Source organism: Brevibacillus sp. 1238 (genome assembly GCF_029892995.1).
In the GTDB taxonomy this organism is placed as follows: Bacteria; Bacillota; Bacilli; order Brevibacillales; family Brevibacillaceae; genus Brevibacillus; species Brevibacillus parabrevis.
This window is the reverse complement of the sequence record NZ_JARXWC010000002.1, coordinates 262545-279094: the sequence shown is the minus strand read 5'-3', so window position 1 is coordinate 279094 and position 16550 is coordinate 262545. Positions and strand designations below refer to the sequence as shown.

Annotated in this window: 16 protein-coding genes; 2 read left to right on the top strand and 14 right to left on the bottom strand. The window is 52.3% G+C overall.

Annotated elements, in window-relative coordinates; translation table 11 throughout:
• Positions 1–25 precede the first annotated feature (25 nt).
• From M2298_RS05180 to M2298_RS05170, 3 genes are read right to left on the bottom strand one after another with little or no spacing between them, the layout of a single operon-like run.
• Complete coding sequence (locus tag M2298_RS05180; protein ID WP_280648292.1) at positions 26–817, bottom strand: class I SAM-dependent methyltransferase; 792 nt, start codon at positions 815–817, stop codon at positions 26–28.
• 1 nt (position 818) lies between these two features.
• On the bottom strand, positions 819–1193 hold the full coding sequence (locus M2298_RS05175; protein ID WP_122965860.1) for a VOC family protein: 375 nt from the start codon (positions 1191–1193) through the stop codon (positions 819–821).
• Positions 1177–1980: a class I SAM-dependent methyltransferase gene (locus tag M2298_RS05170; protein ID WP_173595775.1), complete on the bottom strand. Its 804-nt coding sequence runs from the start codon at positions 1978–1980 to the stop codon at positions 1177–1179. Before M2298_RS05170 ends, M2298_RS05175 begins: the two co-directional genes overlap by 17 nt.
• Before the next feature lie 97 nt (positions 1981–2077).
• On the opposite strand from M2298_RS05170, the gene M2298_RS05165 reads away from it, so the two are divergent.
• Complete coding sequence (locus M2298_RS05165; protein WP_173595774.1) at positions 2078–2944, top strand: LysR family transcriptional regulator; 867 nt, start codon at positions 2078–2080, stop codon at positions 2942–2944.
• Here the strand turns inward: M2298_RS05165 and M2298_RS05160 are convergent.
• The 11 genes from M2298_RS05160 to dxs form a co-directional block, all read right to left on the bottom strand.
• Positions 2938–3828 (bottom strand): metallophosphoesterase, encoded by an 891-nt coding sequence (locus tag M2298_RS05160; RefSeq protein ID WP_242771783.1) that lies wholly within the window; start codon positions 3826–3828, stop codon positions 2938–2940. The genes M2298_RS05165 and M2298_RS05160 overlap by 7 nt on opposite strands.
• Complete coding sequence (locus M2298_RS05155; RefSeq protein WP_122965856.1) at positions 3797–4375, bottom strand: beta-class carbonic anhydrase; 579 nt, start codon at positions 4373–4375, stop codon at positions 3797–3799. The genes M2298_RS05160 and M2298_RS05155 overlap by 32 nt, the downstream gene beginning before the upstream one ends.
• A 94-nt stretch (positions 4376–4469) precedes the next feature.
• Positions 4470–4697 carry a hypothetical protein gene (locus M2298_RS05150; RefSeq protein ID WP_122965855.1) on the bottom strand — a complete coding sequence of 76 codons (228 nt, stop codon included), beginning with the start codon at positions 4695–4697 and terminating at the stop codon, positions 4470–4472.
• A gap of 589 nt (positions 4698–5286) precedes the next feature.
• Complete coding sequence (locus M2298_RS05140; protein ID WP_173595771.1) at positions 5287–5658, bottom strand: hypothetical protein; 372 nt, start codon at positions 5656–5658, stop codon at positions 5287–5289.
• A 365-nt stretch (positions 5659–6023) separates the two neighbouring features.
• Entirely contained in the window at positions 6024–6812 is a 789-nt protein-coding gene (spo0A, locus tag M2298_RS05135) for a sporulation transcription factor Spo0A (protein ID WP_005827306.1), read from the bottom strand.
• Between the two features lie 338 nt (positions 6813–7150).
• Positions 7151–8485 carry a SpoIVB peptidase gene (spoIVB, locus tag M2298_RS05130; RefSeq protein ID WP_063226844.1) on the bottom strand — a complete coding sequence of 445 codons (1335 nt, stop codon included), beginning with the start codon at positions 8483–8485 and terminating at the stop codon, positions 7151–7153.
• Positions 8486–8649: 164 nt separating this feature from the next.
• Complete coding sequence (gene recN, locus M2298_RS05125; protein ID WP_173595770.1) at positions 8650–10374, bottom strand: DNA repair protein RecN; 1725 nt, start codon at positions 10372–10374, stop codon at positions 8650–8652.
• Between the two features lie 16 nt (positions 10375–10390).
• On the bottom strand, positions 10391–10840 hold the full coding sequence (gene ahrC / locus M2298_RS05120; RefSeq protein ID WP_122965851.1) for a transcriptional regulator AhrC/ArgR: 450 nt from the start codon (positions 10838–10840) through the stop codon (positions 10391–10393).
• A 5-nt stretch (positions 10841–10845) separates the two neighbouring features.
• Positions 10846–11703: an NAD(+)/NADH kinase gene (locus tag M2298_RS05115; protein WP_173595769.1), complete on the bottom strand. Its 858-nt coding sequence runs from the start codon at positions 11701–11703 to the stop codon at positions 10846–10848.
• A gap of 113 nt (positions 11704–11816) precedes the next feature.
• A complete protein-coding gene (locus M2298_RS05110; RefSeq protein WP_122965849.1) occupies positions 11817–12635 on the bottom strand; it encodes a TlyA family rRNA (cytidine-2'-O)-methyltransferase in 819 nt (272 codons plus the stop codon).
• The gene (gene dxs / locus M2298_RS05105; RefSeq protein ID WP_173599153.1) at positions 12632–14515 is read right to left on the bottom strand and encodes a 1-deoxy-D-xylulose-5-phosphate synthase; all 1884 of its coding nucleotides are present in this window, start codon (positions 14513–14515) and stop codon (positions 12632–12634) included. The genes M2298_RS05110 and dxs overlap by 4 nt, the downstream gene beginning before the upstream one ends.
• 255 nt (positions 14516–14770) lie before the next feature.
• Between dxs and M2298_RS05100 the strand changes: the two genes are divergently transcribed.
• Positions 14771–16465, top strand: coding sequence for a M3 family oligoendopeptidase (locus M2298_RS05100; protein ID WP_122965847.1), 1695 nt, complete (start codon positions 14771–14773; stop codon positions 16463–16465).
• The last annotated feature ends 85 nt before the right edge of the window (positions 16466–16550 follow it).

Genomic DNA, 16550 nt, shown 5'->3' with positions numbered 1-16550 from the left:
TGTGACAAACAAATTCACAATTCCTTTATTTTATTGTGCCACAAATGTTTTTGCCTATCCAGATGCTCCAGCGGTCTTTTTCATAAATCGGTTGTTGTCCTGCCATTTTCGCGGAAATAGCGGAAATCAGTTGCTCCAGCTCGCCGTCTGTCAATTCATGCAGCAAGGAACGGCCTCTGCGCAAGCGCAAATCGGCCTGCAAAACAGCGATGTCGTCATACACACGCCTGACCTCCCACAGCGAACGCATCTGGATTTGCTCCAGCCCTGCCTGCTGCATGGCTTGCCTTACTTGCTGTTCTTTTGGTCGCCGTTGTGCCTCCACTTCCAGCAGGCGCGGGAATTGCTCGAAAAAATAGCCGCGCAAGTGCTCAGGCGAAGCCGGAACAGCACAGTCTTCCAGCGTCCGATCTTGGATCAGGCAGATTCCGTCAGGTGCGAGGATGCGCTTCACCTCGGCGAAAAATCCGTTCAGATCGTCAAGATGGTGGATGAGCGCTCTGGCAAAAACAATATCCGCGCTTCGCTCCGGCAGTCCTGTGTGCAGGGCGTCACCATGGACAAACGAGATGCCCGGTTCGTCTGCACACTCTTTTTGCGCCGCTTCCAGCATGACCTGCGAAAAGTCGACTCCTGTGACGCTGCCTGCCCCCAGCTTTGCCCATGCCTTGCTGTAAATGCCGCCACCGCAGCCAAGATCGACCACCCGTTTTTGCAAAGGGTCGACGATGGAGAGCATCGTGCTCGCCCATGTGTCGTCTGCCGCTCTGCCTGTATAGCTTTCCTTATTTTCCTGCGCGTGGAAATCCATTTTCATGCTACTTCGCCTCCATGAACTCCAATCGGTTGCCGAATGGATCTTCGGTGAAAAAGCGGATCAGTCCAGGAATCTCGTCGTCGAGCCGGAGCGGGACGCCTGCTTTTTCCAAGTGGGCGATCAGCGCTTCAATATTTTGCACAACAAAGGCAGGATGCGCCTTTTTCGCGGGAATAAAACCTTGTTCAATCCCGAGGTGAATCAACTGCGCTCCACAGCGAAACCAGGCTCCTCCCCGCGCCCGAAGCTTTTCCGGCTTGGGCACTTCCGGCATCCCGAGCAATCCGGTGAAAAAGCGCCGCGCCTCCTCCTCGGCTCCCGGTGGCGCTGCGAGCTGAATGTGATCCAATCCTACCCATTCAAATGTTTGTGTCATGTTGTGTTCCTCCCTGTTTTTGGCACATGACCATCCATTCGTCAATCTGGTAGGTCATGACTCTTCCTTGCTCGATCTGCAATCCTACATAAGCTTGGATGTCTTTCGGGGCAGCAAGCAGCATCTGCTCCACGGCTTTTTCTTGCTCGGGCGACTCGGACGTTCTTTGCACCCACGGCAAAAAGGCAAATGGCTTTTTGCGTAGCCGTTGCTTGCACTCGACCAAATTATGCGCGCTGTGCAGCTCTCTCCACTCCGCGACAGAAAGGCAGCGAACGTGGCTCGGATCGCGTGTTTGCTCGACAAGGTTCACGAAGCTTGCCAGCTCGTTTGCTTCCGGGGAAACGTTGTCGATAAAAAGGAACCAGCCGCCCGGTCGCAGCACGCGACTGACTTCCCGGACAAAAGCGTTCGGGTCGGGGAAATGGTGAGCCGCGATCCGGCAAGTGACCAGATCGAACGACTCGTTCAGAAACGGCAGCGACTCCGCGTCAGCCTGGACGTACAAAATGTTTTTTTCCGCCTGGTTGGCTTGTGCCGCCGCTGCAAGCATAGGGCGCGTCAGATCCGTTGCCACTACTTGCGCAACGTGCGGCGCAAGCGTCCTGGCGACATGCCCGCCACCTGTGGCGATGTCGAGCACCTTCCAGCTTGTCTGCGGAGCGAGCCATTGCACCAAAAGTTGCAAGTCATCTCCTTGGGCGTGTGTCTTGCTTTCTACATACTGCTGCGCATTTTTGCCGAATTGCTCTTGTACCGCGTGTTTTACTTCATCGCTTCTATCCATCGTTCCACCTCCTGCTTGTATTCTATTCCAATCGTTGGCGGTTTTGTTATAGAATACTGATAACCAGTTATCGAGTTTTTAGATAGGAGGGGCATTCGTGGACAAAGAAAGTTTGGAAGTGTTTTTGACCATCGCCCACCACGGGTCCATCAATCGGGCTGCACAGGCGCTGTTTCTGGCCCAATCTACTTTGACCCATCGGCTCAAGCAGTTGGAACGGCAAATCGGCAGTCCGCTGTTTGTGCGAACCGCCTCTGGCGTAAGTCTGACCGGAGAAGGCCGCAGATTGCTGCCTGTTGCCGCCTCGATCGTCGAGCAGATGCGCTCTTTCATCGAACAAAAGGAGCAAGCCCAGTCGATGACGATCGTCGCCGGAAAAGCATTTGTCGCCTACGAGCTTCCCCGCCTGATCGGCGAATACCGCCAGGCCAATCCCGGTTTCACCTGTTACGTGCGCTCTACGCTGTATGAAGAATCACTCAGCGCCCTCTTGACCGGAACAGCCGATATCGCCTTTCTCGGCAGCGAAATGTATCACCCGCACATCCACCAGGAGTTTTTGCCCAGCGACCGGATTTTGCTCGTCATGTCGCCCGAGCATCCTTGGGCCAATCATTTTCCCGGCTTTTCCGGCTGGGGGTCGCAGGAGATGATTTTGTTCGGCAACCATACCGCCCCCTATCGCCAGCGCATCGATCATTTTCTGGCGCGCAACAGCATTTTTCCAAACGTCATCATGGAGCTGGACAGCTTCAGCGCCGTCAAAAAAATGGTCGAACGCCAGCTCGGAATCACGATGCTGCCGGAGCGAACCATTTTGCGCGAGGTAGAGGAAGGCAGACTGGTCGCCCACGATATAGCAGAAGGAACTTTGCAGCGCCCGACGCTCATCGCCTATTTGCATCAAAAAAAAGAGGACGACGCTTTTCAGCAATTCGTCCAATGGATCAAAGATGCTTATTGATGCAAAGTCAACACGGTCAGCTCGGGCCTGCACAAAAACCGGACAGGCAAAATCGTCGTGCCCAGCCCTCTGTTCACATAGACTTGCATGTTGCTTTCGCCCGCGAGATACAAGCCGTTGACGTATTTGTTCGCAAGCTTGGGCGTCAAGACATGCCCGACAAAAGGCAACCGCACCTGCCCGCCGTGGCTATGTCCAGACAATTGCAAATCAATCGGATACAACGCCGCTTCGTCCGCTACATCCGGCTCATGGGCGAGCAAAATTACGCTGCTTCCCTCGGGAATCCCGACCAGCGCTTTCGGCAAATCCGGCACACCATTTAGAGCATCGTCTATTCCCGCTATGTACAAGGTGTCTGCCTTTTGGCGAATAGCCACATTGCGGTTGTCCAACACTGCAAACCCGGCAGATATCCACCCTTGGCGAATCCCGTGCTGCTGACCCGCCCGGTAATCGTGGTTGCCCAATACCGCAAACTTCCCCATCGGCGCCTGAAGCTGCGCCAGGATGGGGATAGCGGCAAAAAAGGGGCGCGTCTCTTCATCGACAATATCGCCCGTAAAGCAAATGATATCCGGCTGCTCGCGCATGATCAGGTCGACAATGCCTTGCAATTGCTCCGGCTTGAAATAGTGTCCCAGATGCGCGTCGCTGAACTGGATCAGCTTGCAGCCGTTAAAGGCGTCTGGCAGTCTGGGCAGTCGGAGTGTCATCCGCTCGATTTGCAGCCAGGTTCGCTCCCATGCATATCCGTATGTACCAGCAGCCAGACCGACTCCAATCAAGCCACCCAGCCACTTCATCGAACGCTGTAAAAAGGTCCGCCTTGAGACCGTGACAAGCTTGGGATCATTCACTAGCTTCCGTTCGCTCGTAGCCATTCACCACAACATCCAGGCGGCCTGTCGCCGGATCGATCAGCAATCCGTGGACATCGACATTGGCTGGCAGCAGCGGATGCTTTTTAATCGTCTCCACGCTGTTTCTCACGCTGTCCTCCACCCGGTCGAACCCGTGGAGCCATTTGTGCAGATTGATTCCTGCGTGTTGCAGCGTAGAGAAAGTCTGCTCAGAAACGCCTTTTTCCAGCATCTTCGCCATGGTGCGCTTGCTGTCGATGGCGCTCATCCCACAGTCGTAATGGCCGACGACGATCACTTCCTCGGCATTCAGTTCATAAATCGCCACAAGGATACTGCGCATAATACTTCCAAACGGATGCGATACGATCGCCCCCGCGCTCTTTACGTGCTTGATGTCGCCGTTGCGCATGTTCATAGCCTTCGGCAGCAACTCCTCCAGACGCGTGTCCATGCAGGAGAGAACTACCAAGCGTTTGTCGGGAAACTTGGTTGTCTGGTATTTTTCATACTCACGATTCGCTACAAAATCACGGTTAAATGCGAGAATTTCATCTAAATTGCGCATGTTGCAACACCTTCCTCGCTTTTAGTGGGTTGTATGTTTTCTATTGTACATACTTCTTCGTGTCGTTCAAGCGACTGCGGCAGTTCGCGGCGGATTATTTTCCTTTGTTCCTGTTCCGGTAGAGCTTCCAACCTTCCACAAGGTAGGTGACGATGAGCAGTCCAAGGCCCAGCGGCCAAAAATCGGGCTTGATCATCACAACGACGCAGGACAATGCTCCTCCGCTGATCAGGGTCAATTGGCGATAGGCGGGAAATTTCACGGTAAAGATCGTGACGATCACACCGAGCAGCAGGACGATGGTAGGGAAGTAGGTTGCCATGTTTGCTCCTTTTTTGGGTGCGTTTTTGGGGATGGTTTGTTTGATTCCTAGTATATATTTTACAGGATTATCCATGGTGCTGTAATTGTTTTTTGAAAAGAACAAAAACGCCGAGTTCTGGTGCGGCCAGCTTGGCGTTTATTTTTTCATGAACCATTTTACTTTTTAAATTTAGCCGGATTTTCAACGTAACTTTCAATGACATAGCCGCAGCCCGTACATATGTGATAAGTGATGAGAGAACCGAGAACAAAAAACTTGTCTACGGGGAATATTCTCGCATCCCCGGACGGTTTCCCTTTTCCGATCTCACTGCACCCGCATTTTGGGCACTGTTCTTTTGGGTTTTCCATTTGGCACCTCGCTTTGTGGCTTATTTATGTTTTTCATTTGCCCTTAATTGTCCAATCTAAAGAAGTATGCTGGATATCATGCTTAATACCTAGTCGGTTCAGTTGATCAATCACGGATGGGAGTAAAAACTTATCGTTTATCTTGCATTCCCCTACCGTTTTCACTTTGAAAATGGCCTCTTCTACAGAATTGACATACATAGATACTCTCTTCCTTTTCTATTGAAAATTTGTTTTTATTTGATTCCGAAATGCTCATTTATTTTTTGAAGATACTCATCATCCACTAACTCTATTTCCACTTTGACAATTCGCTTTCCCCAACCGTCAATATTCTTATTCAACTGTTTCATGTCTTTTGCTAAAAACTCGATTTTTTTAATAAGCGTCTCAGCCTCTTCTGTCATTACCCGATATTTTCCACCAAGCTTTTCTGACTCAATTCCATCGTCTTTTAACAGTCTATAAATTTTTTCTTGTGCCTGGCCCCAATAATCAACACCAAGAATTGACCCTGTTCCTTTCCATTCACTCTCAATGTAACGCGGATCGATAATAACCAATTGACCTGAGTCTACTCCTACTTGACCTAGTAATTTGCGCTCCATTTGCCGGGCTCCTCTTTTTCAAATTGAATCAAGTCATCGTTTTATCTTGCTCTTTGCTTGCGCGAGTATTGAGTGAGTCAGGCAAGTTAAATAATCTGAGAACTCTTTGGATTAACTACCCCTTCTCATCATACCAAAGATTTCCACAACCTTCGACTTGTTGAAGAATTACAAAGTGGCCAAATATATTTTCGTCCAATCCATACAAAAAGACACTAGCTGGTATGTGCTAGTGTCCTTTTTGTATTTTACATTTCGTTCAAATGAGCCGATGGACTACATCTGAAAAATTCGTTGATTACATCTACCTAATCGAGAAGGTGGGATAATACTCCATGTGACTCAAACCCGCGATATTTCTATCCCTAACTAATCTTCGCCTCAATCCTTAACTTATCCGCCACCATCGCAATAAACTCGCTGTTGGTCGGCTTCGCCTTCGTGTTCGAAATCGTGTATCCAAACAGGCTGGAAATGGAATCGAGATTCCCGCGGGACCAGGCGACTTCGATTGCGTGGCGGATGGCGCGTTCTACGCGGCTTGCCGTTGTGTTGAATTTTTTGGCGATGTCCGGGTACAGGACTTTTGTGATCGAACCGAGCAGCTCGACATCGTTGTACACCATCGTGATCGCTTCGCGCAAATACAAATAGCCTTTGATGTGTGCGGGCACTCCGATTTCGTGGATGATGCTCGTAATGCTGGCGTCCAGGTTGCGGCCCCGCACTTGCAGGGTGGACTGTGGCTTCACCGATGTGACGAAGGAGGAGGCTGGCTTCGTTGTGATGATCTGGCGGATGCGCTGCGCAAGGACCTCCATGTCAAACGGCTTGAGGATGTAGTAGGCAGCTCCCAGTTCAACCGCTTTTTTCGTAATCTCTTCCTGTCCGAATGCTGTCAGCATAATAATTTTGGGCTGCGGGCTTAACCGCATAGCTTGGATTTGCTCCAGGACGGCGAGGCCATCCAAGTGGGGCATGATAATGTCCAAAATCAGTACATCCGGTACTCGCTCCTGCAGCAAACGCACAACTTCATTCCCGTTGTACGCGACGCCAATGACATTCATGTCATACTGGCTGCTGATATACTCTTCTAACAGGCTTACAAATTCTCGGTTATCATCTGCCAACAACACTTCAATCTTGCTCAAGGTCGTTCCTCCTAACAATGGACGGTCTTTTGGAAAGAAGGTGGCGTTCTAGAGGTTTTCATTTCTACAAACGATAAGTCCATACCATCTTTTTCTCTGAGAAAAATAATTCGACAAAGGCATATTCATTCCTGCCTATGACGAAAGATTGAATGATTTTACTGATATTTCGACAAAGAATACCTTCCTTTTTCCTTCATTCGTCAAGAGCCTCCACGACTTTACCATGCAAGCTGGCTTTGTTCCAGTGGAAGGTTATACATGTCGAGCAGAGAGACTTGACAGCATGAAATTAGCCGCCTCGCTTGATTGGCGTGACGGCTCGTCTCTTCGTATTCTCAGGCAGCCTGCCCGGTTTTGGCGTTCGATTGCGGCGCATTGCGCACCTGCACACCTGCGTCCTGCAGCATCCACTCAATGTAGCAGCCGTAGCCGGATGTCGGGTCGTTGACGAAGACGTGCGTGACCGCTCCGACGATTTTTCCATTTTGAATGATCGGGCTGCCGCTCATCCCTTGGACAATGCCACCCGTTTTTTCCAGCAGGCGTTTGTCCGTTACCTTGATGATCATGCCTTTTGTCGCCGGAAAATGCTGCTTGATGACGTTGGCGATCTCGATATCGAACTCCTCCACCTTTTGCCCTTCGACGACGGTGAGGATTTTCGCCGGGCCTTCCACGACTTGCTCGGCAAGCGCTACCGGGAGCGGCTCGCGGTAATAGCTGCGCTTCGGTTCGTCCTTCATTTTGCCGAAAATGCCAAACGGTGTATTTTTGGTGATGTTCCCCAGCACTTCGCTTTCGTTGTAAAAGCGGGCGAATTTCTCTCCGGGATTGCCGCTCTGCCCTTTTTCGATGGACGTCACGCTTGCCTGCACGATTTGCCCATCCCCGACTACGATAGCCTGGCCTGTATCGACGTCGGAAATGACGTGCCCCAGTGCTCCGTACGCTTTGGAGTTGGGATCGTAGAAGGTCAGGGTGCCTACTCCGGCAGCCGAATCGCGAATGTACAGTCCCATCCGGTACTCCCCGTCTTTTTGGTCTTTTGCCGGTTGGAGCGTCAGATTCAGCTTTTCTTTTCCGCGCACGACCAAAAGCTGTACCGTGCTATTCTTTTTTCCGGCTTCGTTGATCAGCTTTTTGACTTCATTCATGTCATTGATGTACAGATCATTCATTTTGACAATCATGTCGCCGACGTGAATACCTGCCTGCTCGCCAGGGGAAGACTTGCTTTTGCCATTGTCCACGAGATGATGACCGACAACCAATACCCCCGCCGTTTGCAGCTTGACCCCGATCGACTGTCCACCAGGGTACAGACGCAAATCCGGCAGCACATTTACTTTGACAGCTGTCAGCGGAATGTTTCGCCATTTTACTTGCAATTGTGCTTCCCCAGCTCTGCGCGGCTCTACGGACATAGGCTGGCTCAGATCAACGGATACTTCGCGCGCTTCCGTCCCGTTGACGTGCAAAATGTCGGGATTGCTGTTGATTAGCGTGCCCATCACCGGCACGGAGACCTTGAGTTCTTCCAGAGACCCTTCCATCAAGCGCAATTCGCGGGGAAAGGAGGACAGATCGCGAAACGGGGTGGAACTCACGACAAGCGCCGTGATGAGGAGAAGGAGACTTCCCATCCATTTTCTTTTGTTTTGTCGGATCACCAGCAATCACTCCTACCGTTCCCTACCTACACCTACAAAGAGACACCTCCACCTTGTGTACCTTTAATGTTGCCCCCAGCCAAGCGGATTATGTCAGGAAATTGACTCATGTTTGTTAGCCAGCTGCAATCTTTTTGCCCATAAAAAAGACTGCCAACCAAAGCTTAGTTGACAGCCTTTCTTTCCCGCCCGAGCAAAATCATTTCCCGCGCGTGCTCTTCTGTTTTTGCCGTTACTTCTGCCCCGCTCAGCATGCGGGCAAGCTCTGTCACCGTCTCTTCTTCCGACAGCTTCGTCACGATCGTTTTCGTCTCGTTTTCGCTCATTTCCTTTTTGATCAGAAAATGGGCATCCGCCATGGAAGCTACTTGCGGCAAATGCGTAATGCACAGCACTTGCCGTTTTTGCGCGACGCGGGCGAGCTTTTCCGCAATCGCCTGGGCCGCTCTGCCGCTGACTCCCGTGTCTACCTCGTCAAAAATCAGCGTCTCGACCTGATCGGTTCCAGCCAGGATCGTCTTGATCGCCAGCATGACGCGGGACAGCTCTCCGCCAGAAGCGATTTTCGCTAACGGCCGCAGCGGTTCCCCCGGGTTTGGCGAAATCAAAAACTCGATCTGGTCCATGCCGTTCGCATCCACGAGCCGCTTGATGCCTTCGATTTCAACGCCTTCTTCATCAGGGGTTTGTCTGACGTCGATGGCAAAACGCGCCCGTTCCATATGCAGTTCTTTCAGCTGCTGCTCGATTTCCTGCGCGAGCTTCGCGGCGCATTCCTGACGAATGACGGACAGCTCCAGCGCCTCGACAGCCAAATCAGCCGCCAGCTCCTGCAACCGTTTTTCCACCTGTTGCAACCGATCCTCGTAGTGATGCATTTCGTCCAGCTCGTCGGAGATGGTCGCTGCATACTCCAAAATGTCATCCACGCTTTTTCCGTACTTGCGCTTCAAGGACTGAATCTGGTCGAGCCTGCGCTCTACTTCTGCCAGCTGCTCCGGTTCAAAGTCCAGATGGTACGAAAGCTGGCGCAGCTTGTGCACCACGTCCTCAATCTGGTAATACGCAGACTGCACCGTCTCCAAAATCGGCGCAAGCTGCTCCTCGTAGATCACGCCGCGCTCCAGCTCTCCCATGGCGTGACCGAGCCAATCCATGCCCTTCTGATCGCCGTGCAGCGAGCGGTAGGCGTCCTGGACGGTCGCGTAAACCTTCTCAATGTTCATCCACTTTTTGCGCTGCTGCAGCAACTTCTCGTCCTCACCTGGAGTAAGCGAAGCGCTTTCGATTTCGTCAAGCTGGTATTGCAAAAGGTCTATGCGCTGTACCAACTCGCGTTCGTTGCGGGCCATCCGTTCGAGATCCTGTCGCGTTTTCCGGTAGGAGGAGTACAGTTTGCCGTATTCCTGCTTCGCCGCTCCCAAAGCAACTTCGCCGTACGCATCCAACCAGTTGATATGCTTGTCCGCCTGCATCAGCATGTGCGTGTCGTGCTGGCCGTGAACCGTGACCAGCCAAGGTCCAAGCTCGCGCAGCATGGCAAGCGTCACCAGTTGGCCGTTCAGACGAATAATGCTTTTTCCCTGGTTGGAAATGTCCCGGCGGACGACGAGCATGCCGTCTTGCTCCACTTGCACACCTACGCTGGCGCACACTGCAAGCGCAGGATGGCCCGCAGGCAGTTCAAACAGCCCTTCCACCTCTGCACGCAGCTCGCCGTAGCGCACAAAATCTGCGGACGCACGTCCACCGAGCAGCAGTCCGAGCGCGTCGATGATGATCGATTTTCCCGCGCCGGTTTCCCCTGTCAGGATGTTCAACCCGCGTTGAAACGAGACCGTAACCGATTTAATGATGGCAAAATTTCGGATAGAGAGTTCCACTAGCATCTGTTGCGACCACCTTCTACAGCATTTCCATGAAACGCTTTGTGACTTCCGCTGTATTTTCCTTGGAACGGCAAATGATCAAAATGGTATTGTCTCCACTGATCGTTCCCATGATCTCGTCCCACGGCAGGTTGTCGATCAGCTCGGCTACCGCATTTGCATGACCGGAAAGGGTTTTCAGCACGATAAAATGGTCTGCCTGGTCAATGCTGACGAAGGAGTCGACCATCATCCGTTTGAGCTTTTGCATCGGATTAAACTTTTGTTCAGCAGGCATGGAATATTTATATCGCCCATCAGGGAGTGGCACCTTCACCAGATGCAATTCCTTGATGTCTCGGGATACGGTCGCCTGCGTGACGTTGAATCCAGCAGCGCGCAGACGCTCCACCAGTTCGTCTTGAGTTTCTACCTCTTGGTTACTGATGATATCCCGAATACGGATATGTCGTTGCCCCTTGTTCATATGGATTACTCCCATTCACCTTGTAGTTTCGTGCGTATTGCTTCAAAAAAGCCGCCCTTTTTCCACTTGATCAGCGGTGTGACGTACGGAGACTTTTTAATGTAAATATGATCGCCGCCCTCCAGCCGATAGCCGAACTGTCCGTCAATCGACAGCCCCATCTCCTGATGGATGGCGTCGACTTCCACGCGAATCGTCTGGTTGCCAGACAGCACCATTGGCCGCGCTGTCAGCGAATGCGGCGCTACCGGAGTCAATAATAGCATATCCACATTTGGAGCGACGATAGGCCCGCCAGCCGACAAGGAATACGCTGTCGACCCTGTCGGAGTCGACACGATGACACCATCGCCGCTGAAAGTCGCGACATATTCGTCATCCAAGTAAACAGCACATTGAATGATGCGGCAAAAAGACCCTTTGGCGATCCCGATATCATTCATCGCTGTGTATGTCCCAAGCGTGCTGCCTTTGCGGACGAGAGCTGCTTCCAGCATGGCCCGTTCCTCAATGTCGTACTTGCCTGAGAGCAAATTGTCGACGGCAAGCGGCAAGTGCTCCGGCTCTGCTTCTGACAAAAAGCCCAATGTACCGAGATTGATCCCGAAAATGGGGATCGATCTCCCGGCGAGCTTGCGTGCGATGCCGAGCAAGGTCCCGTCACCGCCAAGCACACAGACCAGGTCGGCATGGTTACCGATCTCCTCAATCGGAGCGCCCAATTCCGCGCGCCCTAAATCAGATGCAATCGTCTCGTCCAGCAATACATTCGCTCCCCTGACCTCCAGGAGGTAGACAAGCTCCCGCGCCACAATTCTGGCCTCGGGCTTTCCTTTGTTTGCAATAATTCCTATCTTCTTCACATGGTCCACCCCAAACTGGTTGGTTGGAAATCCTTATACAAGTATACAACTTTTCATGCATAAATAAAAAGCCTCGTTTGCAACAAAACTCCCGAGGCTTTTGTTTTTTGTCCCTATTTTAATTTGGCATGAGCCTGCGCGACCACATCGCTGACGAGCTTCAGCCATTCTTCGGCGTTCATGCCGCCAGCGCTTTTGGTCACATGCATAACAAATTCAATATTGCCCTCTCCCCCTGTGATCGGAGAAAAGTCCAGCCCTTTCAGCGCAAATCCGAGGCCGCTGGCGAACTGGCCGATGTCTGTCAGCACCGCTTCATGCACTTGCGGTTCGCGGACGATGCCGTTTTTCCCGACCTTGTCCTTGCCCGCTTCAAACTGCGGCTTGACCAGCGCGACGACATCGCCATCCTGCTTCAAAAAACGGTACAAGACAGGCAAAATCAGCCGGAGCGAAATAAACGACACGTCAATCGAAGCGGCATCCGGACGTTCCTGTTCGAAAGCGTCCGGGTCCATATGGCGGAAATTGGTCCGCTCCATGACGACAACCCGCTCATCCTGGCGCAACGTCCAGGCGAGCTGTCCGTAGCCGACATCGATTGCATAGACGAGGCGTGCGCCATTTTGCAAGGCACAGTCCGTAAACCCGCCTGTGGAAGCGCCGATGTCCATCATGACTTTGTCCGTCATGTCGATGCCAAATACTTTTAATGCCTTCTCCAGCTTCAGTCCGCCGCGACTGACGTACGGATGAACCTCGCCTTTGACCGTGATGGCGACATCCTCGGTGAATTTCGTGCCGGGCTTGTCACATCGCTCCCCGGCCACTTGAACCAGTCCCGCCATCACGGCTGCTTTTGCTTTTTCCCGAGTCTCGTAATGACCCCGTTCGACGAGCAAAACGTCGATTCGTTCTTTTCTCACGCTCATGCTTCCAGTACACCCTTCGATATCGGCATCAAGGCGCGTACACGGGAAGCGATGTTCTCCGCTGTCAGCCCAACCTCTTGACGCTGTTCTTTTACACTGCCGTGTTCTACAAAATAATCAGGGACAGCTACGATCTGCACATTCATGCCATAGTAGCCCGCCCGATTGTAACATTCGATAACCGCGCTGCCGAATCCGCCCATCTCCGAACCTTCCTCCACAGTCACGATGTCGTAGCCTTCCTTCGCCAGCCTGAACAGCAACTCCTCATCCAGCGGCTTGCAAAAGCGGGCGTTTACCAGCATCGGTCTGATTCCTTCCGCATTCAGCTGGTTGACCGCCTGCTCCGCGATCTCAAATACATGGCCAAAGGACAAAATCGCTACCTTTTTCCCTTCGCGGACGATTTCTGCCTTCCCGATCGGCACAGCTTGCAACTCTTTATCGAGCGTCACGCCGCGAGCCGGCAGACGCGGATAACGGTACGAAATCGGCCCGTCGTACTCCATCGCTGTTTTCATCATGTGGCGCAGCTCGTTCTCGTCTTTTGGTGCCATGATGACCATGTTCGGAATGATACGCATGAAGGCAATGTCGTACATCCCTTGATGCGTCTCCCCGTCTGCACCGACGAGTCCTGCGCGGTCGACGGCAAACACCACGTTCAGCTTTTGCCGGGCAACGTCGTGAATCAGTTGGTCGTACGCTCTTTGCAAAAAGGTCGAGTAGATCGCAAGCACTGGCTTCAAGCCTTGTGTCGCAAGGCCAGCCGCAAAGGTACAAGCATGCTGCTCCGCGATCCCTACGTCAAACAGGCGATCCGGGTATTTTTGTCCGAACGGAATCAGGCCGGAGCCTGCTGGCATGGCAGGAGTAACCGCCACCAGCGACTTGTACTCGGCAGCAAGCTCGATCATCGTATCGGCAAACACCGAGGTGTACGTCGGAGCGGATTTTGGCGTGTCTCCAGACTCGATCTTGTACGTGCCGATGCCGTGCCACTTCACGGAATCCGCTTCGGCTGGCGCGTAGCCTTTGCCTTTTTTCGTGATCGCGTGGATCAGTACCGGCCCTTTGGTTTGCTTCGCCGTTTTCAGCGTATCGACCAAAAGATCCATGTTATGACCGTCGATCGGCCCGATGTACGTGAAGCCAAGCTCCTCGAATAGAACGCCGGACACGAGCAAATACTTCATGCTGTCTTTGAAGCGCTCGGCAATCGATGCCAGTTTGCCGCCGACAGCCGGAATGGACTTCAACAGCCCTTCAACCTCGTCCTTCGCCCACTGGTAGTTTTCCGTGGAGCGAATTTTGCCCAGGTAGTTGTGCAGGGCGCCTACGTTCGGAGCAATCGACATTTCGTTGTCGTTCAGCACGACGATGACATTTTTGCGTTCGTGACCGATATGGTTCAACGCTTCCAGCGCCATTCCACCCGTCAGCGCGCCGTCGCCGATAACCGCCACGACATGGTTTTTTTCTTTTTTCAAATCGCGGGCCGTTGCCATCCCCATCGCTGCCGATAAGGAGGTGCTGCTGTGTCCGGTTTCCCAGACGTCATGCGGGCTTTCGATCATTTTCGGGAAGCCGCACAGCCCTTTGTACTGGCGCAAAGTCGGAAACATCTCCCGGCGGCCAGTCAACATTTTATGTACGTATGCCTGATGCCCGACATCCCAAATCAGCTTGTCCTTGGGACTGTTGAACACGTAGTGCAAAGCAAGCGTCAGCTCCACTACTCCGAGGTTGGGCGCAAGGTGGCCGCCTGTCTGGGAGAGCGTCTCGACGAGAAATTGCCTGATTTCGGATGCCAGCGTATGTAACTGCTGCGAAGTGCACTTTTTCAGGTCTTGAGGATCATTTATGGTAGTAAGCAGCATTGGTATTCCTCACTTTCCACTGTTCGTTCTCCGGCGATTGTGCATGCTGCATTTCAATCCACCCCATGGAAAACTAGGCTTCTTCGGTGTTGCCCGAAGCCTAAACTCCGCTGAAATTCAACTTGATTCATTATAACGGTTTCTTCATAAAAACACCACTTTTGATCAGCAAGCGCAATCTTGCACGCAATTTCCTGCTACATTCTGGTAAAATAAAATGGATCATTCAAATTCAAGAAATCGAGGTGGCCCCCCGTGAAGTTCTCGCAAATACCGTACACACGCGTCGACATGGCAAATGTCGAAGAACGATTTTCCAGACTGTTGGAAGCGTTTCAACAAGCGGCCAGCTTTGAAGAGCAAGACAAGGTAATGGGACAGTTGAACGAGCTGCGGCAAGAGGTGGAATCTGCGCGAGAAGTGGCGCAAATTCGCCATACGATCAATACGGAGGACCCTTTTTACAAAGAAGAGCAAGACTATTGGGATGAAGCAGGCCCTGTGTATCAAGGGATCATTTCACGTTACTACGCCGCCATCACCCAGTCCGCTTTCCGCTCCGAGCTGGAACAAAAATGGGGCGCCCAGCTTTTCCGCATTGCCGAGACAACTCTGCGCACCTTCTCTCCTGAAGTTGTTGCCGATTTGCAGGAAGAGAACCGTCTGGCGAGCCAGTACGTTGCCCTGATCGCCTCGGCGAAAATCATGTTTGAAGGCGAAGAGCGCACGCTTCCGCAGCTGCTTCCGTTCCAGACGTCCACGGACAGAAACATGCGCAAGAAAGCAAACGAAGCGAAGTACGAGTTTCTGAGCAAGCATACCGAAGAACTGGACCGCATCTACGACAATCTGGTAAAAGTTCGCGACCGGATCGCCAAAAAGCTCGGTTTCACCACCTTTGTGGAACTGGCTTATGCGCGTTTGAACCGGACGGACTACAACGCCGAAATGGTGGCCAACTTCCGCCGTCAAGTGGAGGAACAAATCGTGCCAGTAGCCGCTCGGCTGGTCGAACGTCAACGCGAACGGATTGGCGTCGATGTTATGAAGTATTACGATCTGGCCTTCGACTTCGCTACGGGCAATCCGACGCCAAAAGGCTCCCCGGACTGGATCGTGGAAAACGGGAAAAAGATGTACGAACAGCTGTCTCCGGAAACGGATGCTTTCTACAACTTCATGCTGGAAAATGAATGTCTGGACTTGCTCAGCAAAAAGGGCAAAGCGACAGGCGGATATTGCACCTACATGAGCAAGTACAAGCTGCCGTACATATTCGCCAATTTCAATGGCACCTCCGGCGATATCGACGTGCTGACCCACGAAGCGGGCCACGCCTTCCAGGTGTACGTCAGCCGCGGTTACGAAGTACCGGAGTACCACTTCCCGACGTATGAAGCGTGCGAAATTCATTCGATGAGCATGGAGTTTTTGACCTGGCCTTGGATGGAGCTGTTCTTCGAGGACGATACCGCCAAATACAAGTTCTCGCATCTAAGCGGCTCGCTGCTGTTCATTCCGTATGGCGTCGCGGTCGACGAATACCAGCATGCCGTCTACGAAAAGCCGGAGATGACTCCAGCGGAGCGCAAACGCACCTGGCGCGAAATCGAGCGCAAATACTTGCCGTACCGCAATTACGACGAGAACGAGTTTTTGGAGGAAGGCGGCTTCTGGCAACAGCAAGGACACATTTTCCGCGATCCGTTCTACTACATCGATTACACATTGGCGCAAATTTGTGCCTTCCAGTTCTGGAAACGGGCACAGGAAAACCCGGAACAAGCTTGGTCCGATTACTTGACGCTGTGCAAAGAGGGCGGCAGCAAATCGTTCACGGAACTGGTGAAGGTTGCGAAGCTGTACTCGCCGTTTGAAGACGGTTGCATTCAGTCGGTCATCGGTGAAATCGAGACGTGGCTGAACGGTATAGACGACAAGCAATTGTAATCACAAGAAAACAGAACGGTCATGACCGCTTTATTTACCGCAAGCGCTCACAGCCAATTTCATGAAAAAAGGCGAGACGCTTGTC